Source organism: Knoellia pratensis (assembly GCF_042666395.1).
Classification (GTDB): Bacteria; Actinomycetota; Actinomycetes; order Actinomycetales; family Dermatophilaceae; genus Knoellia; species Knoellia pratensis.
This window is the reverse complement of sequence record NZ_JBHTDJ010000004.1, coordinates 651,857-668,842: the sequence shown is the minus strand read 5'-3', so window position 1 is coordinate 668,842 and position 16,986 is coordinate 651,857. Positions and strand designations below refer to the sequence as shown.

Here is a 16,986-nt window from a genome sequence, read left to right as displayed (position 1 = left end):
TCATGCGACGTCCGCCGACCAATAGGTACCGAACAGTAGCAAGGTCGGCACGGCTCTTCCGCTCGTTCCTCCTGGAGCAGACGGACCCCGAGCGCTTCTACACCGACGTCGCCAACGACACCATCGCGCTCATCACGCGTCACGAGCCACTCGGGGGACGCACCGTCCTCGATGTCGGGGCGGGCCAGGAGCAGTTCGGTCGTCGGTTCGTCGACCATGGTGCCCGGTATCTCGCCGTTGACCTTGAGCGTGAGTCCATGAGCCCTGGGCCCGACAACGGTGCTGTGGTCGGTCGCGGTGAACAGCTTCCCTTCCCGGACGGATTCGCCGACATCGTGATGTCCAACAATGTGATGGAGCACGTCACCGAGCCTGATGCCGTTGCGGATGAGATGTTGCGAGTGGTCAGACCAGGGGGGCTCCTGTTCATTTCCTACACGGTGTGGGCGTCGCCTTGGGGTGGGCACGAGACCTCGCCCTGGCATCTCCTCGGCGGTCAGTACGCGCGCCGGCGATACCAACGCAAGAACGGGCACGAGCCCAAGAACCGCTTCGGTGAGACGATGTATGCCGCGTCGGCGGCACGCGGATTGCGGTGGGCCAAGTCCCAGCACGATGCTGAGTTGATCGAGGCTGCTCCGCGATATCACCCCGATTGGGCAGACCCCCTGCTCAGGGTGCCAGGACTCCGTGAGGTGCTCAGCTGGAACCTCATGCTGGTTCTTCGTCGCCGGTGAGGCGCTGGCGAACCATTGACCCCGCGAGTCTCGCGGGGCTCTTCGTCGTCTGGGCAGTTGCATGGTCGGTGAGACCGGGCCAGATCTCTGAGGACACCAAGAACGACCTCTACGTGGATCCCTGGGGATTCTTGCAGGGAGCTCTTCACCTCTGGGATCCCCAAGTCACGTGGGGAGGACTGCAGAACCAGGCGTACGGTTACCTGTTCCCGATGGGTCCGTTCTTCAGCATCGGGTCGGAATTCCTCCCGGTCTGGGTGGTTCAGCGACTGTGGTGGGCCACGTTGCTCACGGCCGGATTCGTGGCGACGATCGGCCTCCTTCGGGCCCTCGGAGTGGGCACCCCACGCGTGAACATCATCGCCGCGCTCGCCTATGTGCTTGCCCCGCGAGTATTGAGCACCATCGGTGGACTTTCCTCGGAAGCGCAGCCGCAACTCCTTGCCCCGGCAATCCTGTGGCCGCTTGTCCTCGTGGAACGAGGCCGTCTCGGCACGCGCAAAGGTGCGGCCCTCAGTGCCCTTGCCATCTTGTGTTGTGGCGGAGTCAATGCCACCGCCACAGCCTTTGCGATCCTTCCGTCGGCTATCTGGCTGCTCACCAGGTCGGCTTGGTGGAGACAGTCGATCACGTGGATCTGGGGCTTCCTGGTGCTTGCTGCCACGAGCTGGTGGCTCGTTCCGCTACTCGTCCTGGGCCAGCACTCACCACCGTTCCTCGACTGGATCGAGAACTCGCAGACCGTCACGTCCCAGATCACGATGCTTGACGTCTTGCGCGGGACGACTCATTGGCTGGGCCATCTGGCCACGGCTGCGGGTGCCTGGTGGCCGGCTGGCTACCAGCTCGTCTCCTCGCGTACGGCCATCGTCCTGACGACTGCGGTCATGGTCCTGGGTCTCACTGGTCTGGCGACGAAGCGCCTTCCGCACCGAGCGTTTCTCGTTGTGTGCCTCACTACCGGCGTACTGGTCATCTCGCTGCCGCACGAGGGCCCTTTCGCCTCTCCGGTGAACGACCTGGTGCAGAACGCGTTGGACGGGCCGCTCTCCCCGCTGCGGAACGTCCACAAGGCAGACCTGCTTGTTCGGCTGCCCTTGGCAGTCGGTCTGGCCCATCTCCTTGCGCGGATTGCGGTGTGGAGGCCGCGCGTCGAGTGGCAGAGGGGTGCGCTGCTCACCGCCTCACTCCTCCTCGTCGTTGGCGCTGCGTCGCCCGGATTCGGGGGAGCGATCGCGCCCAGAGGAACCTTCGTCGAGATGGCACCCCAATGGCGCGACCTTGGAAATTGGCTGGAGCAGCAGGAGGACGAACGAGCTCTCATCGTCCCGGCCTCCAGCTTCGGTGAATACGTGTGGGGACGCACAATGGATGAGCCGTTGCGGGCGCTGACCACAGCCGCGTATGCCGTGCGAGACGCCGTTCCGCTGGCTCCAGCTGGAACGATTCGCCTCCTCGACGAGGTTGAGCAGAGGCTGCAGACCGGCCGGTCCCTGGGAGGGGCAGCCTCGATGCTCAGGGCTGCTGGTGCCCGCCATCTCGTGTTGCGCAACGACCTCAACGCCTCGGACGCCGGGCAACCACCGGTTGCGCTCGCGCGCTCGGCACTCCTCAACACGCCAGACATCTCTTTCACCAGGGGATTTGGCCAGAGCTGGCTAGATGCTACGGGTGAGCGGGTCTTTCCCATCGAGGTCTACAGCCTCGGTGGCCCGGTTGCTCCGGAGTTGGCACTGTGGGAAAGCGACCAGGTCGTGGGGGCAACGGGCGCCACGGAGGATTTGGCCCGACTCGATGAGGCCGGCCTGGACGGACGTCCGGTGATCTTCGATGGAGATCGCACCGAGTACCTGGTTCCCACGAGAGAGGTGGTCACGGACGGTTTCCGTGCGCGGACCAGGTGGTTCGGCGCGGAGCGTGGCCAGGACGTCAGCAGCGGCCTCCAAGAACAGGCCGCACGAGGCGCCCCGGACTATCTCCCGTGGCCCGAAGCGAACCGCCGATCCGTGATCGACTACGAGGGCATTCGCACGGTGAGCGCGTCTTCCTCGATCGCCGACGACTACTCGATTGCAGGGCTGCAACCAGCGCATCGTCCCTATGCCGCCCTGGACGGCAACCCGACGACGTCGTGGGCAACCATCGGGGACCCGGCCCCGGAGCTCACGATCGGGTTGAAGGAGCCTACCGACCTGCGCCAGATCACCGTTCGGCCGTACGCGGACAGGGTTCGATTTGGCCAGGGCCTCGGTGTCGCGACGGACGTGACAGTGACCACTGACCGTGGTTCCGTCGAGAGCCGCCTCACCGAGTCGGGACCGACGACGATTCCCCTGCCGCTTGGTTCGACGAGCGAGATCAGCGTGCGAATCCGCGACACCACGGCTGGCGAGCCAAGCGCTGTGGTGACCGGGCTCTCCGAGGTTGCTTTGCCTGGGGTTGAACCGACGGAGCTGGTTCGGACGCCGCAAGTGGAGAACTCGACCGCTGACACCGCGGTGCTCGGCGCCGGTCTGACCGGCAGAGACGGTTGTTCGATCCTTCTCCGTCAGTTCACGTGCTTCGCCGGAATACTGGTTGACCCCGAGTCCACCGGCCCCATGGTGCGTGAGGTTGTCGGATTGACCCCCGGGATCCGCAAGCTGGGCGGGACCATGGAACTCAATCCGCTGCGACCCCCTGCGGAGTTGACACGTGTCCCGGGTGTCACGGTGGCAGCGAGCAGCCAACGCGGATATGCAGCAGCCGGGCTGCCGATGGGGATCGTGGATTCGGACAAACGCACTGCCTGGAGTCCGTCCCCGAGCGACGAGTCGCCTTCCGTGACACTCTCTCTGGACAAGCCGACGACATTCGAAGGCATTCGGGTTCAGGCGCGAAGGGACTGGGCAGCGAAGGCTGCTCCGGCTGTTGTCATCGACGTGGACGGACACGAGGTCACTCGTCGCCTCCCAGAGCATGGTGTGCTCACGATCCCACCCACTACCGGTCGGCGCATCACCCTGACGTTCGTGAGCGTGCCCGGGCAGGGCCGCCCTGGCATGGGCTCTCTCGAACTCGAAGAAGTCGAGCTCATCGGTCACCCCTTCGATCCTCCTGCTGATCAGTTCAGTGGCGCGTGTGGGAGTGGCCCTCGAGTCACGGTGGATGGACGCGTGGTGGCGACATCGGCGAAGGGCACTCGCGCTGCCCTTTTTGGGCTCGAGGAGTTCACGTGGGAGGCCTGCGAACCGGTGACGCTCTCGAATGTCCCCACGCACCGCATCGATCTCGCGCCGTGGCGAGGGCTCGCACCCGGGACGGCTGTCATCGCGCCGTTCAAGGAGAAGCCGGCAACCGCGCCTGGGGTCGTCCTGCACGAGCGAGTGACGCCCACCTTGCTCCGCGCTGACGTCCAGCCAGGCGCCCAGAAGCGAGTGCTGGTGATGGCCGAGAACGCGAATGACGGCTGGCATGCCCACATCGGCCACACACTGTTGCAGCGACAGGTGGTGGACGGGCGAAGGCAAGGATTCGTCATCCCGGCTGGTTTGTCGGGGCACGTGATGATCGAGTTCGCTCCTGATCGTCCCTACCGGTGGGGCCTGCTCGTCGGGGGTCTCTTGGCTCTCGGGGTCGTCGTGCTCGCACTCTGGCCGGACCGCGGGCGACGCCGGAGCCGGCTGATTCACGATGGAACGATCACGCGATCGTGGCTTCCGATGCTGCTCGCGGTGCTCGTGGGTTGCCTGCTCGCGGGCCCCGTTGGAGTCGTCGTGGTCGCGGTGGCAACCGGTGTTGCAAGCTCTGCGAGGCTTCCACCTCGGGCCTGCCTGTGCGTCGTTGTCGGTCTCGGTCTCAGTGCAGCTCTCGTCCAGGCTTGGTTCGCCCCCGGGGTCGTGGGCAGCTCAGCCGTGGAGGGAACGGTTCGGCTGCTGGTCCTGGCGGCGTTCGTTCTTGCGCTGACGCGCAAGAATCCGCCCGGCGAGGCGTGAGGACGGCACTTCGATCCAGCGGTGACTCAGGTCCGACAACAGAAGTGTGATGGGGATGCCGACAGCAAGCAAGGGAGCCAGCCCACCTGAAAAGGCGGGGAGGCCGGTGACGGCATACAGCGCGGTGAATACGGGCAGGTGCCACAGGAAGACGCCGTAGCTCACGACGCCCAACCAGCGCATGGGCGGTCGGGACAGCGCCGCGCTGTAGGCGTTCGCGCGACCCTGGGTCAGCGGCAACAACAGGGCGAGAGCGACGACGCTGCACAGCGCCGTGCGCACGATGATCTGACTCGAGGTCGCCGGGTCCAGCGTGAGTGCTCCGGCGACTGGGGTGGTGGCGAAAAGGAACGCGCCTCCGGCTATCGCGAGGCACAGAACGACGTCAGATCCCCATCGGCGCGGGAGACGCGCAAGGGGGTGGCCCGGCACGGTCAGTGCCTCGGCGCAGATCATGCCGACGAGGAATTGAGGGGCGCGGGCGTGGAGCCAGAGGTGGACGAGGATGTCTTGGCCGAACACCTCGCCGGACCCGATTCCTGACAGGAGGGTCAGGGCGACTGCCGAGACCGTGAGGACGAGGAGTGGTAGCGCTGGGCCACGTCGACGCAGTGGCCTCAGGGCGATGACCACCAGAGGGAGCGCGGCGTAGAAGGAGATTTCGGTCGCCAGGCTCCACGACTGTCCGAAGGACGAGATCCACGCATCAGACACGTAGATCTGCAGCCCTCCCGCGTGAAGGGCCCAGTCACGCACCGGGGGATTCGCGAACACCACAACGGCGGCGAGTGCCACCCAGTAGGCAGGGAGGACGCGCGCGGCGCGGCGGAGGGCGTAGCCGGCGATCGCGCGGCCGTCGACGCGGTGGGCCACGAGAGCGCGATGCAGCAGAAAGCCTGAGAGGGCAAAGAAGATCCCGACACCAAAGTCTCCTCGTGACCACAGTCGACCCATGAGGCCGCCGGTCACACCGAACCCGGTGAGGTATGCCGCGTGGGTGAGGACGACCATGACGGCCGCGACCGCGCGGAGCCCATCCAGTGCCGGAATCAGAGTCACGGCACCCGGTGGGGAGGTGTGGGTCGATCGCACGGCCATGTGCGCACTGTAAGGGAGAGCCGTGTCACGCTCCCGAAATCCGTGAGGACCCGCATACTCACTGGTAGGGTCGCGTCCGTTCGTTCCGTGCTCCACTTGAGACAAAGGTGTCCCGCAGATGCGCAGAATCATCGGTCTGGTCTTGATGGGCCTCGCCGGCTTCCTCGTCATGACGGCGTTGCTGGCTTTGTTCTACATCCCCGGACAGGTGAAGAAGACCCCTCTCGACACGGACTCAAACACCCGCCTCTCCGGGCAGGCCGCCGTTCTCCCCACGGGCGATGGCGCCCCCGTGAAGGCTCTGAGTCACACTGTGGCCGACGGCGCAAAGTCGGACGGTGACGTCGTCGTCTTCGACACGTTCACCTGCCTCATCAAGGACCCGAACGGCGACTCACCCGATTGCGTGGACGATTCCGACCCGGAGAAGCGTCTCGTGACGGCGACGACCGACCGGTTCGCCACCAACCGCAAGACCGGTATGGCCGTCAACGACGAGAAGTACATCGGCGACGCCACCCCGCACGACGGACTGGTCAACAAGTTCCCGTTCGGTGTCGAGAAGAAGACGTACCCGTTCTGGGACGGACTCCTCGGTCGCGCGATCGACGCCAACTTCGAGGGTGAAGAGAAGGTCAACGGCTGGAACACCTTCAAGTTCGTCACCGAAGTAAGTGACGAGCCCGCCGAGATCGCGAACAACATCCAGGGCACCTACTCCTCGACCAAGACGATGTACATCGACCCGCGTACGGGAGCAATCCAGAAGCAAACCGAGCAACAGGTCCGCAAGCTTGACAACGGCACCACTGTCCTCGACCTTGACTTCGGCTTCACGGACGAGACTGTGGCGGCCAACATCAAGGACGCAAAGGCCAACGATTCCAAACTCGGTCTCGTCGGCAAGCTCCCCCTGATCGCCGGCCTACTGGGTCTGCTTTCGGCCGCTGCGGGCTTCTTCCTGTGGAACAGTGCACGCCGCGCTGAGGGCGGGGGCGCGCCTTTGGTCCAGGGCGATCGCTCTGATGGCGACGGCGGCTACGCCGAGAGCAGCAACTTGGACGTCTTCGGTGATGACGGCGAGACGACGAGCCGCTCGGACCTCAAGCAGCGTTGAGCTGAGGATCACGCGACGAAGGACCCCGTTGCTCACGAGCGATGGGGTCCTTCGTCGTGTGGCAGCGGTCTGGTTTCCGCCCGACCACCCTCTGGCAGGACAGTCGAGGCAGCAGACACCACGGTCTTGTTGTCCACCTCACCGTCGGCGCCCCTGAGTTAGGTCTCGCCGATGCGTCCGCAGTCGATGATCGTCCAGACGGCGCTGTTGTGGTCGTCCACGTGCATCCAGTCGCGCACGTTGAGGCCATCGCCGTAGAGCTTGCGACGAACGCCGTCGAGGACGTTGGTGATCTGCCGAGGACGAACTTCTCGAGGTGCTGCCTGGGGCCGTCATTGGGAGGAGATCGAGTTGCCGATTCCTGCAGACCTCGGCATCACCCTGTCGCCCAAGGAAGCCGGCGCGGTCAGTCTCAGCGAGGCACGTGCTTCCGGCCTACTGCCGACTTACGCCGAGTGGCAGGCCCACATCGCCCGTCGTTGGTGGGAACGGAGTCAGGGTCGGCGGCAGACGAAGATTGCCGTTCCAGGGATGACCGCCCCGCGGGTGGGGGACCACCCACCCCAGGATGACGTGTTGTCCTGCGGCCATTCGGGCTCGACGACGTCCTCGAGGACCAGCCCGCCCGCGACGATCTCGCGGATGCGGTCGCCCATCGTCCGGTGGTGCTCGACATACGTGGCGCGCCCGGAGTCGTCGGACTCCACGTACGGCGTCCGGTCGAAGTAGCTCAGCCGCGCCGTGAGCCCCGCCTCGGTCGGGTCGTCCGCGAAGGCCCATCGGATCGGGTGGGTCGTGGAGAAGACGAACCGGCCGCCGGGACGCAGCACACGCGCCACTTCGGCCATGACGGCCGAACTGTCGGCGACGAACGGCACGACACCGTATGCCGTGAAGACGGTGTCGAACGATGCGTCGCCAAAGGGCAGCGCCAGTCCGTCGCACTGCAGAAGCGGGGGAGCGACTCCGGTCCGTTCGCTCACCTCGAGGCCCACGCGGAGCATTCCGGCGGACAGGTCGCTGGCGACCACCTCGACCTCGTGGTGGCGCATCAACCACCGGGCGCACTGACCTGCGCCGGCACCGATCTCGAGGATTCGCTGACCTGACGAGGCCCGGAGCAGATCCAGCATCTCCTCGGTCCACCCCTCGGGCCCCCAGACGAACTCGTCGTCACCCAGAAATGCACCGTGTTCGGCGTAGTACTCCGCAGCTTCGCCGTCCCACCAGGCCCGGTTCGCGGAATGGGTCTCGCCCGTGTCAGCGGTGCGCCGACCAACGTCGTCGCTCACCGGCATACCCCGCTTTGACCGCTCACGGACAACCTCGGTAAGGTGAGCGAGCATTCGTGTGTGTTCTTGCCTGCCCGCAAGGGCTTGAAAGCGCGTCGAACGGCACCAGTACCAACCCACATCCATCTGTCCACATCGGAGTTCCTACTACATGACTGCCAGCACGGTCGAAACGACCGCCCCTCAGATCGCCATCAACGACATCGGCTCTGAGGAAGACCTTCTCGCCGCCATCGACGCGACGATCAAGCACTTCAACGACGGCGACATCGTCGAAGGCATCATCGTCAAGGTTGACCGCGACGAGGTTCTGCTCGACATCGGCTACAAGACCGAGGGTGTCATCCCCTCGCGTGAGCTGTCGATCAAGCACGACATTGACCCCAACGAGGTCGTCAAGGTCGGCGACGAGGTCGAAGCCCTCGTTCTCCAGAAGGAGGACAAGGAAGGCCGCCTCATCCTGTCCAAGAAGCGCGCTCAGTACGAGCGTGCCTGGGGCACCATCGAGAAGGTCAAGGAAGAGGACGGCGTCGTCACTGGCACCGTCATCGAGGTCGTCAAGGGTGGACTCATCCTCGACATCGGCCTGCGCGGCTTCCTCCCCGCCTCCCTCGTCGAGATGCGTCGTGTCCGCGACCTCCAGCCGTACGTCGGCAAGGAGATCGAGGCCAAGATCATCGAGCTCGACAAGAACCGCAACAACGTGGTCCTGTCGCGTCGTGCGTGGCTCGAGCAGACCCAGAGCGAGGTCCGCACGACCTTCCTCAAGGAGCTCCAGAAGGGCCAGGTCCGCACGGGCGTCGTGTCCTCCATCGTCAACTTCGGTGCGTTCGTGGACCTCGGCGGCGTCGACGGTCTCGTCCACGTCTCGGAGCTGTCCTGGAAGCACATCGACCACCCGTCCGAGGTCGTCGAGGTTGGCGACGAGGTCACCGTCGAGGTGCTCGATGTCGACATGGACCGTGAGCGTGTCTCCCTGTCGCTGAAGGCGACGCAGGAGGACCCGTGGCAGCACTTCGCTCGCACGCACGCCATCGGTCAGGTCGTGCCCGGTAAGGTCACCAAGCTCGTCCCGTTCGGCTCGTTCGTGCGTGTCGAGGACGGCATCGAGGGCCTCGTGCACATCTCCGAGCTGGCCGAGCGCCACGTGGAGCTGCCGGAGCAGGTCGTCACCGTCGGTGCCGACATCTTCGTCAAGGTCATCGACATCGACCTCGAGCGTCGTCGCATCTCGCTGTCGCTCAAGCAGGCCAACGAGGACGGCGCCGGACTCACCGAGTTCGACCCCACCCTCTACGGCATGGCAGCCGAGTACGACGAGGCGGGTGCCTACAAGTACCCCGAGGGCTTCGACTCCGAGACCAACGAGTGGCTCGAGGGCTACGAGAAGCAGCGTGAGGTCTGGGAGAAGCAGTACGCCGAGGCGCACGCTCGCTGGGAGTCGCACCGCACCCAGGTCGAGGAAGCCGCCAAGGCCGACGCCGAAGCCGCTGCCGGTGGCGACAGCGCCACGTCCTACAGCAGCGACTCGTCCTCCGCCTCGTCGTCCGACTCGGACGACGACAACGCGGACTCGCGTCCGGCCGCACCGCCGGCCAACGAGGGCACCCTCGCCTCCGACGAGGCCCTCGCCGCACTGCGCGAGAAGCTCACCGGAAACTGAGCCGAACGGCATACCCTGCGTATGCCGTGACGCACCACCGAAGGCCCGGTTCCCCTTAGGGGAGCCGGGCCTTCGGCCTGTCCGGACGTGTTTCGACGATTCTTCAGCGACACTCAACCGAGGAAGGCGCTGACTCGTAGGGATGGGTGACAGGGGACAGCGGGGACCACATGATGGGGGGCGATGTGAAGACATCGGAGAGGGCGGACGCGGATTTCACCGCCTTCGTCGAGGGTGCGCAACCGAGGTTGTCGCGTGTGGCGGTGCTGCTCACGGGCAACCGGGCCACCGCTGAGGACCTGCTCCAAGAGGCGTTCATCCGGACGTACCTGAACTGGGGGAAGGTGCGGCCCCAGGGCGCGTACTCCTACACGCGCAGGATTCTGGTCAACCTCAACACCGACCGGTGGCGGCGTCGTCACCTCGAACCCGTGGTCGGGGACATCGGCGACGACCATGTGAGCGCGGCGGCATCGCGCGGATACGCGACCGTCGACCACCGGGACTCGATCGTCCACGAGCTCGCAGGGCTGTCCGATCGTGAACGCACAATCGTCGTCCTGCGCTACTTCCTCGACCTCAGCGAACGCCAGGTCGCCGAAGAGCTCGACATCTCCGTCGGAACAGTGAAGTCCACGTGCTCCCGAGCGCTCGCCCGCCTCGGAACGCAGCGCGTGGGAGAAGGAAGGTTGTCATGAGCCCGATCAGCGAGGACGAGCTCCGCGCCCGGCTCAGGAGCGTCGAGCCGTCACCGGCACAGTCCGGGTTTGGCGAACACCTCATCCACCAGGGGCGCTTCCGTCGTCGTCGCCAGCGGCGGATGACCGGGATCGCGGCCGCTGCTGCGGTGGTGGCCATCGGCGGTGGAGCGTTCGTGATCAGCGACCAACTCGGCCCCGAGACGGCCCTGCCTGCGACACCGACTCCCACCACGACGCAGTCCGAGATCACCCCGACCGCGACGAGCACGAAGTCACCTGTCGCGACGACCACTCCTTCGCCGAGGATCACCGGGGGCACGAGCACCCGCCCGCCCTCCACCTCTTCGCCGTCATCCAGCCCATCGAGGTCCGTCACGCTCAAGCCGGTGACGCTTCTGCATGAGGGCGACGCTGGCTGGGTCAAGGCCGAGGCCTTGCCGCAGCCGTGCAGGGTGGACGGCAACCCAGAGCCGGACCTTGCAGAGGTTCACGGAGTCGTCGAGACCCGAACCATTCGGTCGCTTGCTGAGGGTGACGGTGCTTCAGAGGCGCTCTTGGTCTTCCCGTCTGCGGGCGATGCAGTTGCATACATGGGCGATGTGCGCGACATCGCGCGCGGCTGCGAAGTCGACAGCCGCGGATCCCAACGTGGCGTCGTCCAGTCGCTGAACGGAGACTGGGGGGAGGGGATGGCCGTGGGCCAAGCCGCCCAGGTGTATCGGGACGGTCAGGTCATGTACATGGGGGAGTCGGTGTTTCTGGCCGTGCGGACTGGATCGGGTGTGGCGGTTTCCCAGGTCGGTAGCCACGGCATACTCGAAAAGACCATCAATGCTCGTCTCATCGCAGAGGCTCGACCTGCCGTCGAACACGTCGTGCCGCAGCTGTGCCGCTACACCAAGGCTGGGTGCTGACTGCGCGTGCCACAGTGGACTCATGGCACGCACCATCGCGACGAACACGACCACCGACCTCGACGGGCTCCTGGACTTCGTCCGGCCGCGCCACCACATGGTCCTCATGACCGTCCGGCGGGACGGAAGTCCGCAGGCGTCACCGGTCACGGGCGGTGTCGATGAGCAGGGCCGCATCGTGATCTCGACCTACCCGGAGCGAGCCAAGACCCACAACGCCCGTCGTGAGTCACGGGTCAGCGTGCTCGTGCTCTCGGACGACTTCGACGGTGCCTGGGTCCAGGTCGATGGTGACTGCGAGGTCATCGACATGCCGGAGGCAGCCGACGGACTCGTGGACTACTTCCGGTGCATCTCGGGAGAACACCCCGACTGGGACGAGTACCGCGAGGCCATGCGCGCCCAGGACAAGTCGCTGCTGCGCATCACACCGACGCACTGGGGGCCGGTCGCCACTGGCGGTTTCCCTTCCCGCATGGGGAACTGACACGCGACGGCCCGGTACCTTGTGCCCATGTTGCGTGTGGGTCTCACTGGCGGAATCGGGTCGGGCAAGTCGACGGTCGCGAAACTCTTGGCGGAGCTGGGTGCCGTCGTCATCGACGCCGACGCCGTGGCCCGCGAGGTCGTCGAACCGGGTATGCCGGCCCTCACGGCCATCCGTGAACGTTTCGGTGACGCTGTGTTCGGCACGGACGGCGGGCTGGACCGGCCGGCGCTGGGGCGCGTCGTCTTCACCGACTCCGGCGCACTCGCTGACCTCGAAGGCATCACCCACCCGGCGATCTGGAAGCGCACTGCCGAGCTCATGAGCGCCGTGCCCGCAGAGACCGTCGTCGTCCACGACATGCCACTCATCGTCGAGAAGCACATGGGTGCCGACTACCACCTCGTCATCGTCGTCGGCGTGGCCGAGGAGGAGCGCCTGGCTCGACTCGTGCGTGACCGTGGCATGACTGCCGAGGACGCCCAGTCCCGCATCGACGCCCAGGCCGATGACGAGGCTCGGTGTGCCGCCGCCGACATCTGGCTCGACAACAATGGCACCCGCGAGCACCTTGAAGCCCAGGTCCGCAAACTCTGGGCCGAGCGGCTGGAACCGTTCAACGAGAACCTGATTCACGGCATACGCGCTCGTCGTCCCGACGCACTCACGCTCAGCGAGCCGAACGACGACTGGCCAGCCGAGGCCGCGCGACTCATCGCTCGCATCGAGCGGGCGCTGGGGGATCGGGCCGTCACCGTCGATCACATTGGCTCGACGGCAGTCCCCGGCCTCGTCGCCAAGGACGTCATCGATCTGCAGATCGGGGTGCGCTCACTCGCCGATGCCGACGCGCCGGACTTCGTGGAAGCTTTGGGGCACAGCGGTTTCCCGCGGGTACCCGACAGCACGAGGGACAATGGCAAGGACGGCACCGAGTGGCCCAAGCGCTTCCACGGCAGCACCGATCCCGGCCGAGTCGTTCACGTCCACGTGCGCGAGGTCGACGGATCGGGCTACCGCTGGGCCCTGGACTTCCGCGACTGGCTGCGCACCGACACGCAGGCGCGTGAGGAGTACGCCGCGCTCAAGATGAGCCTGCTCGCCCAGCGGCTCACGACCGACAAGTATGCCGACGCCAAGGAGCCGTGGTTCGACTCCGTCCACGAGCGCGTGACGGGTCACTCGCCCGGGTAGGTGACTCCCACCTGGGCACGGACCTCGTCGAGGACCTCCATGATCCGCAGGGTCTCGGCGGCGGGCAGGAGCGGGCTCTCGGTGAGTCCGGCGTCGACGCAGCGGGCCGCCTCGCAGAACTCGAAGTGCAGACCATGGGTGCGACTCCCCGGCTCCCAGGAGATGTCGGTACGGGCGTCGCGTGACACGAACCGAACGCGTGAGGGGGCATACCAGCTGCTGGCGGGGTTGGCCGGATCGCCGAGCTCCAGTCGGCCGGCGGTGCCGTTGATGCTGGCCGTGGTGGGCGTGCGCGAGGTCATCGTCGCGTGCAGCAGGCCGCGGCCGCCGTTGGCGCCGGTGACGAGGATGGTCTCCTCGGCGTCGACGCCCTCATCGGTGAGGCGTCCGGTCGACGTGACCGTGTCGATGCCGCCGAGAGCGAAGCTCGCGAAGGACGTCGGGTAGATCCCGAGGTCGAGGAGGGCGCCGCCGGCGAGGGCGGGGTCGGACAACCGCTGCGGGCCACCCGGGTAGAGGGGCTGGCCGTGGTCGGCGAAGACGTTCTCGACCTCACCGAGCAGGCCGTTCTCGAGGCACTGCCGGACGACGTCAATGCCCGGGAGGAAGCGGGTCCACATGGCCTCCATCGCGAGCAGCCCCTGTGCATTTGCGGTGTCGAGGATGTCGCGAGCCTCGGCGGCGTTGCGCGCGAACGCCTTCTCGACGAGGACGTGCTTGCCTGCGTTGATCGCGAGCAGTGCCTGGGTGTGGTGCTCCGAGTGGGGCGTCGCGATGTAGACGATGTCCACGTCGGGGTCGTTGACCAGCTCTTCATAGGACCCGTATGCCGTGTGCGCACCGAACTCGTCCGCGAAACCCTGCGCTCGGGTCAGGTCGCGCGACGCGGCCGCCTGGATCACCTGGTCGGTCTCGGCGCGCAGGGCCGTGACACTCTCTCGGGCGATGTAGCCGGGTCCGAGGACTCCCCACCGAAGGGTCGGGGCAGTGCGCGGGTCAGGGGTGCGAGGGGAGGGCAGCGTCGTGGTCACGGGTCCATCGTCGCGCACGACGGGACGTCGTGTGACGGAGGTGGGCACACGGCATACGCGACAGTTGCGGTCACACGACCGCTGGCTGTCAGTGGCACGGCATACCGTGGACGCATGCGTCCCACCACAGACTTGAAGCGCACCGTTGCACCGTTCCAGGTCGTGTCCGACTTCGAGCCTGCCGGCGACCAGCCCGCGGCGATCAAGGACCTGACCGAACGGATCAACGCAGGGCAGCAGAACGTTGTGCTGCTCGGCGCCACCGGCACGGGCAAGTCCGCGACGACGGCATGGCTCGTCGAGCAGGTGCAGCGACCGACCCTGGTCATGGCGCCCAACAAGACCCTCGCGGCCCAGCTCGCCAACGAGTTCCGGGAACTGTTGCCCAACAACGCCGTCGAGTACTTCGTGAGCTACTACGACTACTTCCAGCCCGAGGCCTACGTCCCGCAGACCGACACCTACATCGAGAAGGACTCGTCCATCAACGACGAGGTCGAACGCCTGCGGCACTCGGCGACCAACTCGCTGCTCACCCGGCGTGACGTCATCGTGGTCGCGTCGGTGTCGTGCATCTACGGCCTCGGGACGCCGCAGGAGTACGTCGACAAGATGGTGCAGCTGCGCGTCGGTGACGAGCTCGACCGCGACGACCTGCTGCGACGCTTCGTGCAGATGCAGTACACGCGCAACGACCTGGCCTTCACCCGCGGGACGTTCCGGGTGCGCGGCGACACGGTCGAGATCATCCCGATGTACGAAGAGCTCGCCGTGCGCATCGAGTTCTTCGGCGACGAGGTCGACAAGATCTACACGCTGCACCCGCTCACCGGCGAGATCGTGCGCGACGAGCAGGAGATGTACGTCTTTCCCGCCTCGCACTACATCGCGGGTCCGGAGCGCATGGAGCGAGCGATCGCGGGGATCGAGCACGAGCTCGAGGAGCAGCTCAGGACGTTCGAGAGCCAGGGCAAGCTGCTCGAGGCCCAGCGGCTGCGCATGCGCACCACCTACGACATCGAGATGATGCGTCAGGTCGGGTCGTGCTCGGGGATCGAGAACTACTCGATGCACCTCGACGGTCGCACCGCGGGGACCGCGCCGAACTGTCTGCTCGACTACTTCCCGGAGGACTTCCTCCTCGTCCTGGACGAGTCGCACGTGACCGTGCCGCAGATCGGTGCGATGTACGAAGGTGACGCGTCGCGCAAGCGGACCCTCGTCGACCACGGCTTCCGGCTGCCCTCGGCCATGGACAACCGGCCGCTCAAGTGGGAGGAGTTCCTCGAGCGCATCGGTCAGACGGTCTATCTTTCGGCGACGCCCGGCAACTACGAGACGGCGCAGGCCGACGGCATCGTCGAGCAGATCATCCGGCCGACCGGCCTCATCGACCCCGAGATCGTGCTCAAGCCGACCAAGGGCCAGATTGACGACCTGCTCCACGAGATCAACCTGCGAGCCGCCAAGAACGAGCGCGTGCTCGTCACGACGCTGACGAAGAAGATGGCAGAGGACCTCACCGACTACCTGTTGGACAAGGGGGTGCGGGTTCGCTATCTCCACTCGGACATCGACACGTTGCGACGCGTCGAACTCCTGCGTGAGCTGCGGCTGGGCGAGTACGACGTCCTCGTCGGCATCAACCTGCTCCGTGAAGGTCTCGACCTCCCCGAGGTCTCCTTGGTGTCGATCCTCGACGCCGACAAGGAGGGCTTCCTGCGATCGGCGCGCTCGCTGATCCAGACCATTGGTCGCGCCGCCCGCAACGTGTCCGGCCAGGTCCACATGTATGCCGACAAGGTGACTCCCTCGATGCAACAGGCCGTCGACGAGACGAGCCGACGGCGCGAGAAGCAGGTGGCCTACAACCTCGAGCGAGGTGTCGACCCGCAGCCGCTCCGCAAGCGGATCGCGGACATCACCGACATGCTCGAGCGGGAGGACGCCGACACCGAAGAGTTGCTGGGGTCTGGTCGTGCCCGGTCGCGTGGCAAGAGCGACGGCGGACGCGGTGGTCGTGGTGCGCTGGCTGCTGACGCCATGACGGTCGGTGCGGGACGGCTCGAGAACATCGCTGCCGGCGACCTGGCCAACCTCATCCAGGAGCTCACAACCCAGATGCACAAGGCAGCAGCTGACCTCCACTTCGAGCTGGCTGCCCGACTGCGTGACGAGGTCGGCGACCTCAAGAAGGAGCTGCGCCAGATGAGCGAGGCCACGAAGTGACGCGCGCGTCGAGTGACGCCGGATCGGGCCTGACCGGGGAGAGCGCGTGACCCCTGAAGAAGTGAGCGCCTACGCACTGGCGAAGCCCGGCGCCTGGGCTGACCAGCCGTGGGAGGGCGACAACGTCGCGAAGGTCGGCGACAAGATCTTCGCCTTCCTCGGCAGCGGGGGGCCGGACGGTGCTCGTGTCGGCGCCAAGCTCGGTTCGCGGGCAGAGGCCGACGAGTGGATTGCCGAGTTCCCCGACGACGCGAGTGTGTCGCCCTACATCGGGCGGCACGGCTGGAACACCCTGGCGATCGGTGGTGCGATCCCGGACGAGGCCCTGCGCGAGGCGATCGACACGTCCTACGACCTTGTCGTCGCCAAGCTGCCCCGCAGTCAGCGGCCGGCCCGCTCGCCCAGCAACTCCGGGTGACGCGTCCGGGCGCTCGAGTCCATGTCGATGAACGACCGAGCCGACCCGCGCGCTGGTGGGGCGCGAGCCGGCTCGGTCGCTGGCGAACCCGGGAACACGAAGGGGTGCCGCATCCCGGGAGTCTGGAGCCA

Annotated in this window: 13 protein-coding genes and 1 pseudogene; 10 read left to right on the top strand and 4 right to left on the bottom strand. The window is 66.3% G+C overall.

Annotated features, from left to right (window positions below; all coding sequences use genetic code 11):
* The first annotated feature begins 2 nt into the window (after nt 1-2).
* Both ACFQRE_RS19420 and ACFQRE_RS19415 read left to right on the top strand, forming a co-directional pair.
* Complete coding sequence (locus ACFQRE_RS19420) at nt 3-737, top strand: class I SAM-dependent methyltransferase (protein WP_380125624.1); 735 nt, start codon at nt 3-5, stop codon at nt 735-737.
* Complete coding sequence (locus tag ACFQRE_RS19415; protein ID WP_380125622.1) at nt 734-4,711, top strand: alpha-(1->3)-arabinofuranosyltransferase domain-containing protein; 3,978 nt, start codon at nt 734-736, stop codon at nt 4,709-4,711. The genes ACFQRE_RS19420 and ACFQRE_RS19415 overlap by 4 nt, the downstream gene beginning before the upstream one ends.
* Here ACFQRE_RS19415 and ACFQRE_RS19410 read toward each other — a convergent pair.
* On the bottom strand, nt 4,625-5,809 hold the full coding sequence (locus ACFQRE_RS19410) for an acyltransferase family protein (protein WP_380125620.1): 1,185 nt from the start codon (nt 5,807-5,809) through the stop codon (nt 4,625-4,627). The two genes, ACFQRE_RS19415 and ACFQRE_RS19410, sit on opposite strands and share 87 nt — an antisense overlap.
* A gap of 118 nt (nt 5,810-5,927) precedes the next feature.
* Between ACFQRE_RS19410 and ACFQRE_RS19405 the strand changes: the two genes are divergently transcribed.
* Nucleotides 5,928-6,926: a DUF3068 domain-containing protein gene (locus ACFQRE_RS19405; protein WP_380125618.1), complete on the top strand. Its 999-nt coding sequence runs from the start codon at nt 5,928-5,930 to the stop codon at nt 6,924-6,926.
* 161 nt (nt 6,927-7,087) lie between these two features.
* On the opposite strand, the pseudogene ACFQRE_RS19400 reads toward ACFQRE_RS19405, so the two are convergent.
* Nucleotides 7,088-7,263: pseudogene (locus tag ACFQRE_RS19400) on the bottom strand (NAD-dependent epimerase/dehydratase family protein); the annotation flags it as partial.
* Nucleotides 7,264-7,420: 157 nt separating this feature from the next.
* A complete protein-coding gene (locus ACFQRE_RS19395) occupies nt 7,421-8,224 on the bottom strand; it encodes a class I SAM-dependent methyltransferase (RefSeq protein ID WP_380125871.1) in 804 nt (267 codons plus the stop codon).
* A 145-nt stretch (nt 8,225-8,369) separates the two neighbouring features.
* On the opposite strand from ACFQRE_RS19395, the gene rpsA reads away from it, so the two are divergent.
* The 5 genes from rpsA (at nt 8,370) to coaE (ending at nt 13,177) form a co-directional block, all read left to right on the top strand.
* Nucleotides 8,370-9,881 carry a 30S ribosomal protein S1 gene (gene rpsA, locus ACFQRE_RS19390; RefSeq protein WP_380125616.1) on the top strand — a complete coding sequence of 504 codons (1,512 nt, stop codon included), beginning with the start codon at nt 8,370-8,372 and terminating at the stop codon, nt 9,879-9,881.
* Nucleotides 9,882-10,051: 170 nt separating this feature from the next.
* A complete protein-coding gene (locus ACFQRE_RS19385; RefSeq protein WP_380125614.1) occupies nt 10,052-10,579 on the top strand; it encodes a SigE family RNA polymerase sigma factor in 528 nt (175 codons plus the stop codon).
* On the top strand, nt 10,576-11,496 hold the full coding sequence (locus ACFQRE_RS19380) for a hypothetical protein (RefSeq protein WP_380125612.1): 921 nt from the start codon (nt 10,576-10,578) through the stop codon (nt 11,494-11,496). The genes ACFQRE_RS19385 and ACFQRE_RS19380 overlap by 4 nt, the downstream gene beginning before the upstream one ends.
* A gap of 22 nt (nt 11,497-11,518) precedes the next feature.
* Nucleotides 11,519-11,983: a PPOX class F420-dependent oxidoreductase gene (locus tag ACFQRE_RS19375; protein WP_380125610.1), complete on the top strand. Its 465-nt coding sequence runs from the start codon at nt 11,519-11,521 to the stop codon at nt 11,981-11,983.
* Between the two features lie 27 nt (nt 11,984-12,010).
* Nucleotides 12,011-13,177, top strand: coding sequence for a dephospho-CoA kinase (gene coaE, locus ACFQRE_RS19370; RefSeq protein WP_380125608.1), 1,167 nt, complete (start codon nt 12,011-12,013; stop codon nt 13,175-13,177).
* On the opposite strand, the gene ACFQRE_RS19365 is transcribed toward coaE, so the two are convergent.
* Entirely contained in the window at nt 13,162-14,208 is a 1,047-nt protein-coding gene (locus ACFQRE_RS19365) for a Gfo/Idh/MocA family protein (protein WP_380125606.1), read from the bottom strand. The genes coaE and ACFQRE_RS19365 overlap by 16 nt on opposite strands.
* A 114-nt stretch (nt 14,209-14,322) precedes the next feature.
* Here ACFQRE_RS19365 and uvrB point away from each other — a divergent pair, with 114 nt between their 5' ends.
* Nucleotides 14,323-16,437, top strand: coding sequence for an excinuclease ABC subunit UvrB (gene uvrB / locus ACFQRE_RS19360; protein WP_380125604.1), 2,115 nt, complete (start codon nt 14,323-14,325; stop codon nt 16,435-16,437).
* A gap of 46 nt (nt 16,438-16,483) precedes the next feature.
* Complete coding sequence (locus ACFQRE_RS19355; RefSeq protein WP_380125602.1) at nt 16,484-16,855, top strand: MmcQ/YjbR family DNA-binding protein; 372 nt, start codon at nt 16,484-16,486, stop codon at nt 16,853-16,855.
* Nucleotides 16,856-16,986: the final 131 nt, after the last annotated feature.

Bases quoted from the DNA above. Each gene is read 5' to 3' on its own strand.
- ACFQRE_RS19420 (WP_380125624.1), top strand. From the start codon at position 3: ATGCGACGTCCGCCGACCAATAGGTACCGAACAGTAGCAAGGTCGGCA.
- ACFQRE_RS19410 (WP_380125620.1), bottom strand. From the start codon at position 5,809: ATGGCCGTGCGATCGACCCACACCTCCCCACCGGGTGCCGTGACTCTG.
- ACFQRE_RS19405 (WP_380125618.1), top strand. From the start codon at position 5,928: ATGCGCAGAATCATCGGTCTGGTCTTGATGGGCCTCGCCGGCTTCCTC.
- ACFQRE_RS19395 (WP_380125871.1), bottom strand. From the start codon at position 8,224: ATGCCGGTGAGCGACGACGTTGGTCGGCGCACCGCTGACACGGGCGAG.
- rpsA (WP_380125616.1), top strand. From the start codon at position 8,370: ATGACTGCCAGCACGGTCGAAACGACCGCCCCTCAGATCGCCATCAAC.
- ACFQRE_RS19385 (WP_380125614.1), top strand. From the start codon at position 10,052: ATGATGGGGGGCGATGTGAAGACATCGGAGAGGGCGGACGCGGATTTC.
- ACFQRE_RS19380 (WP_380125612.1), top strand. From the start codon at position 10,576: ATGAGCCCGATCAGCGAGGACGAGCTCCGCGCCCGGCTCAGGAGCGTC.
- ACFQRE_RS19375 (WP_380125610.1), top strand. From the start codon at position 11,519: ATGGCACGCACCATCGCGACGAACACGACCACCGACCTCGACGGGCTC.
- coaE (WP_380125608.1), top strand. From the start codon at position 12,011: ATGTTGCGTGTGGGTCTCACTGGCGGAATCGGGTCGGGCAAGTCGACG.
- uvrB (WP_380125604.1), top strand. From the start codon at position 14,323: ATGCGTCCCACCACAGACTTGAAGCGCACCGTTGCACCGTTCCAGGTC.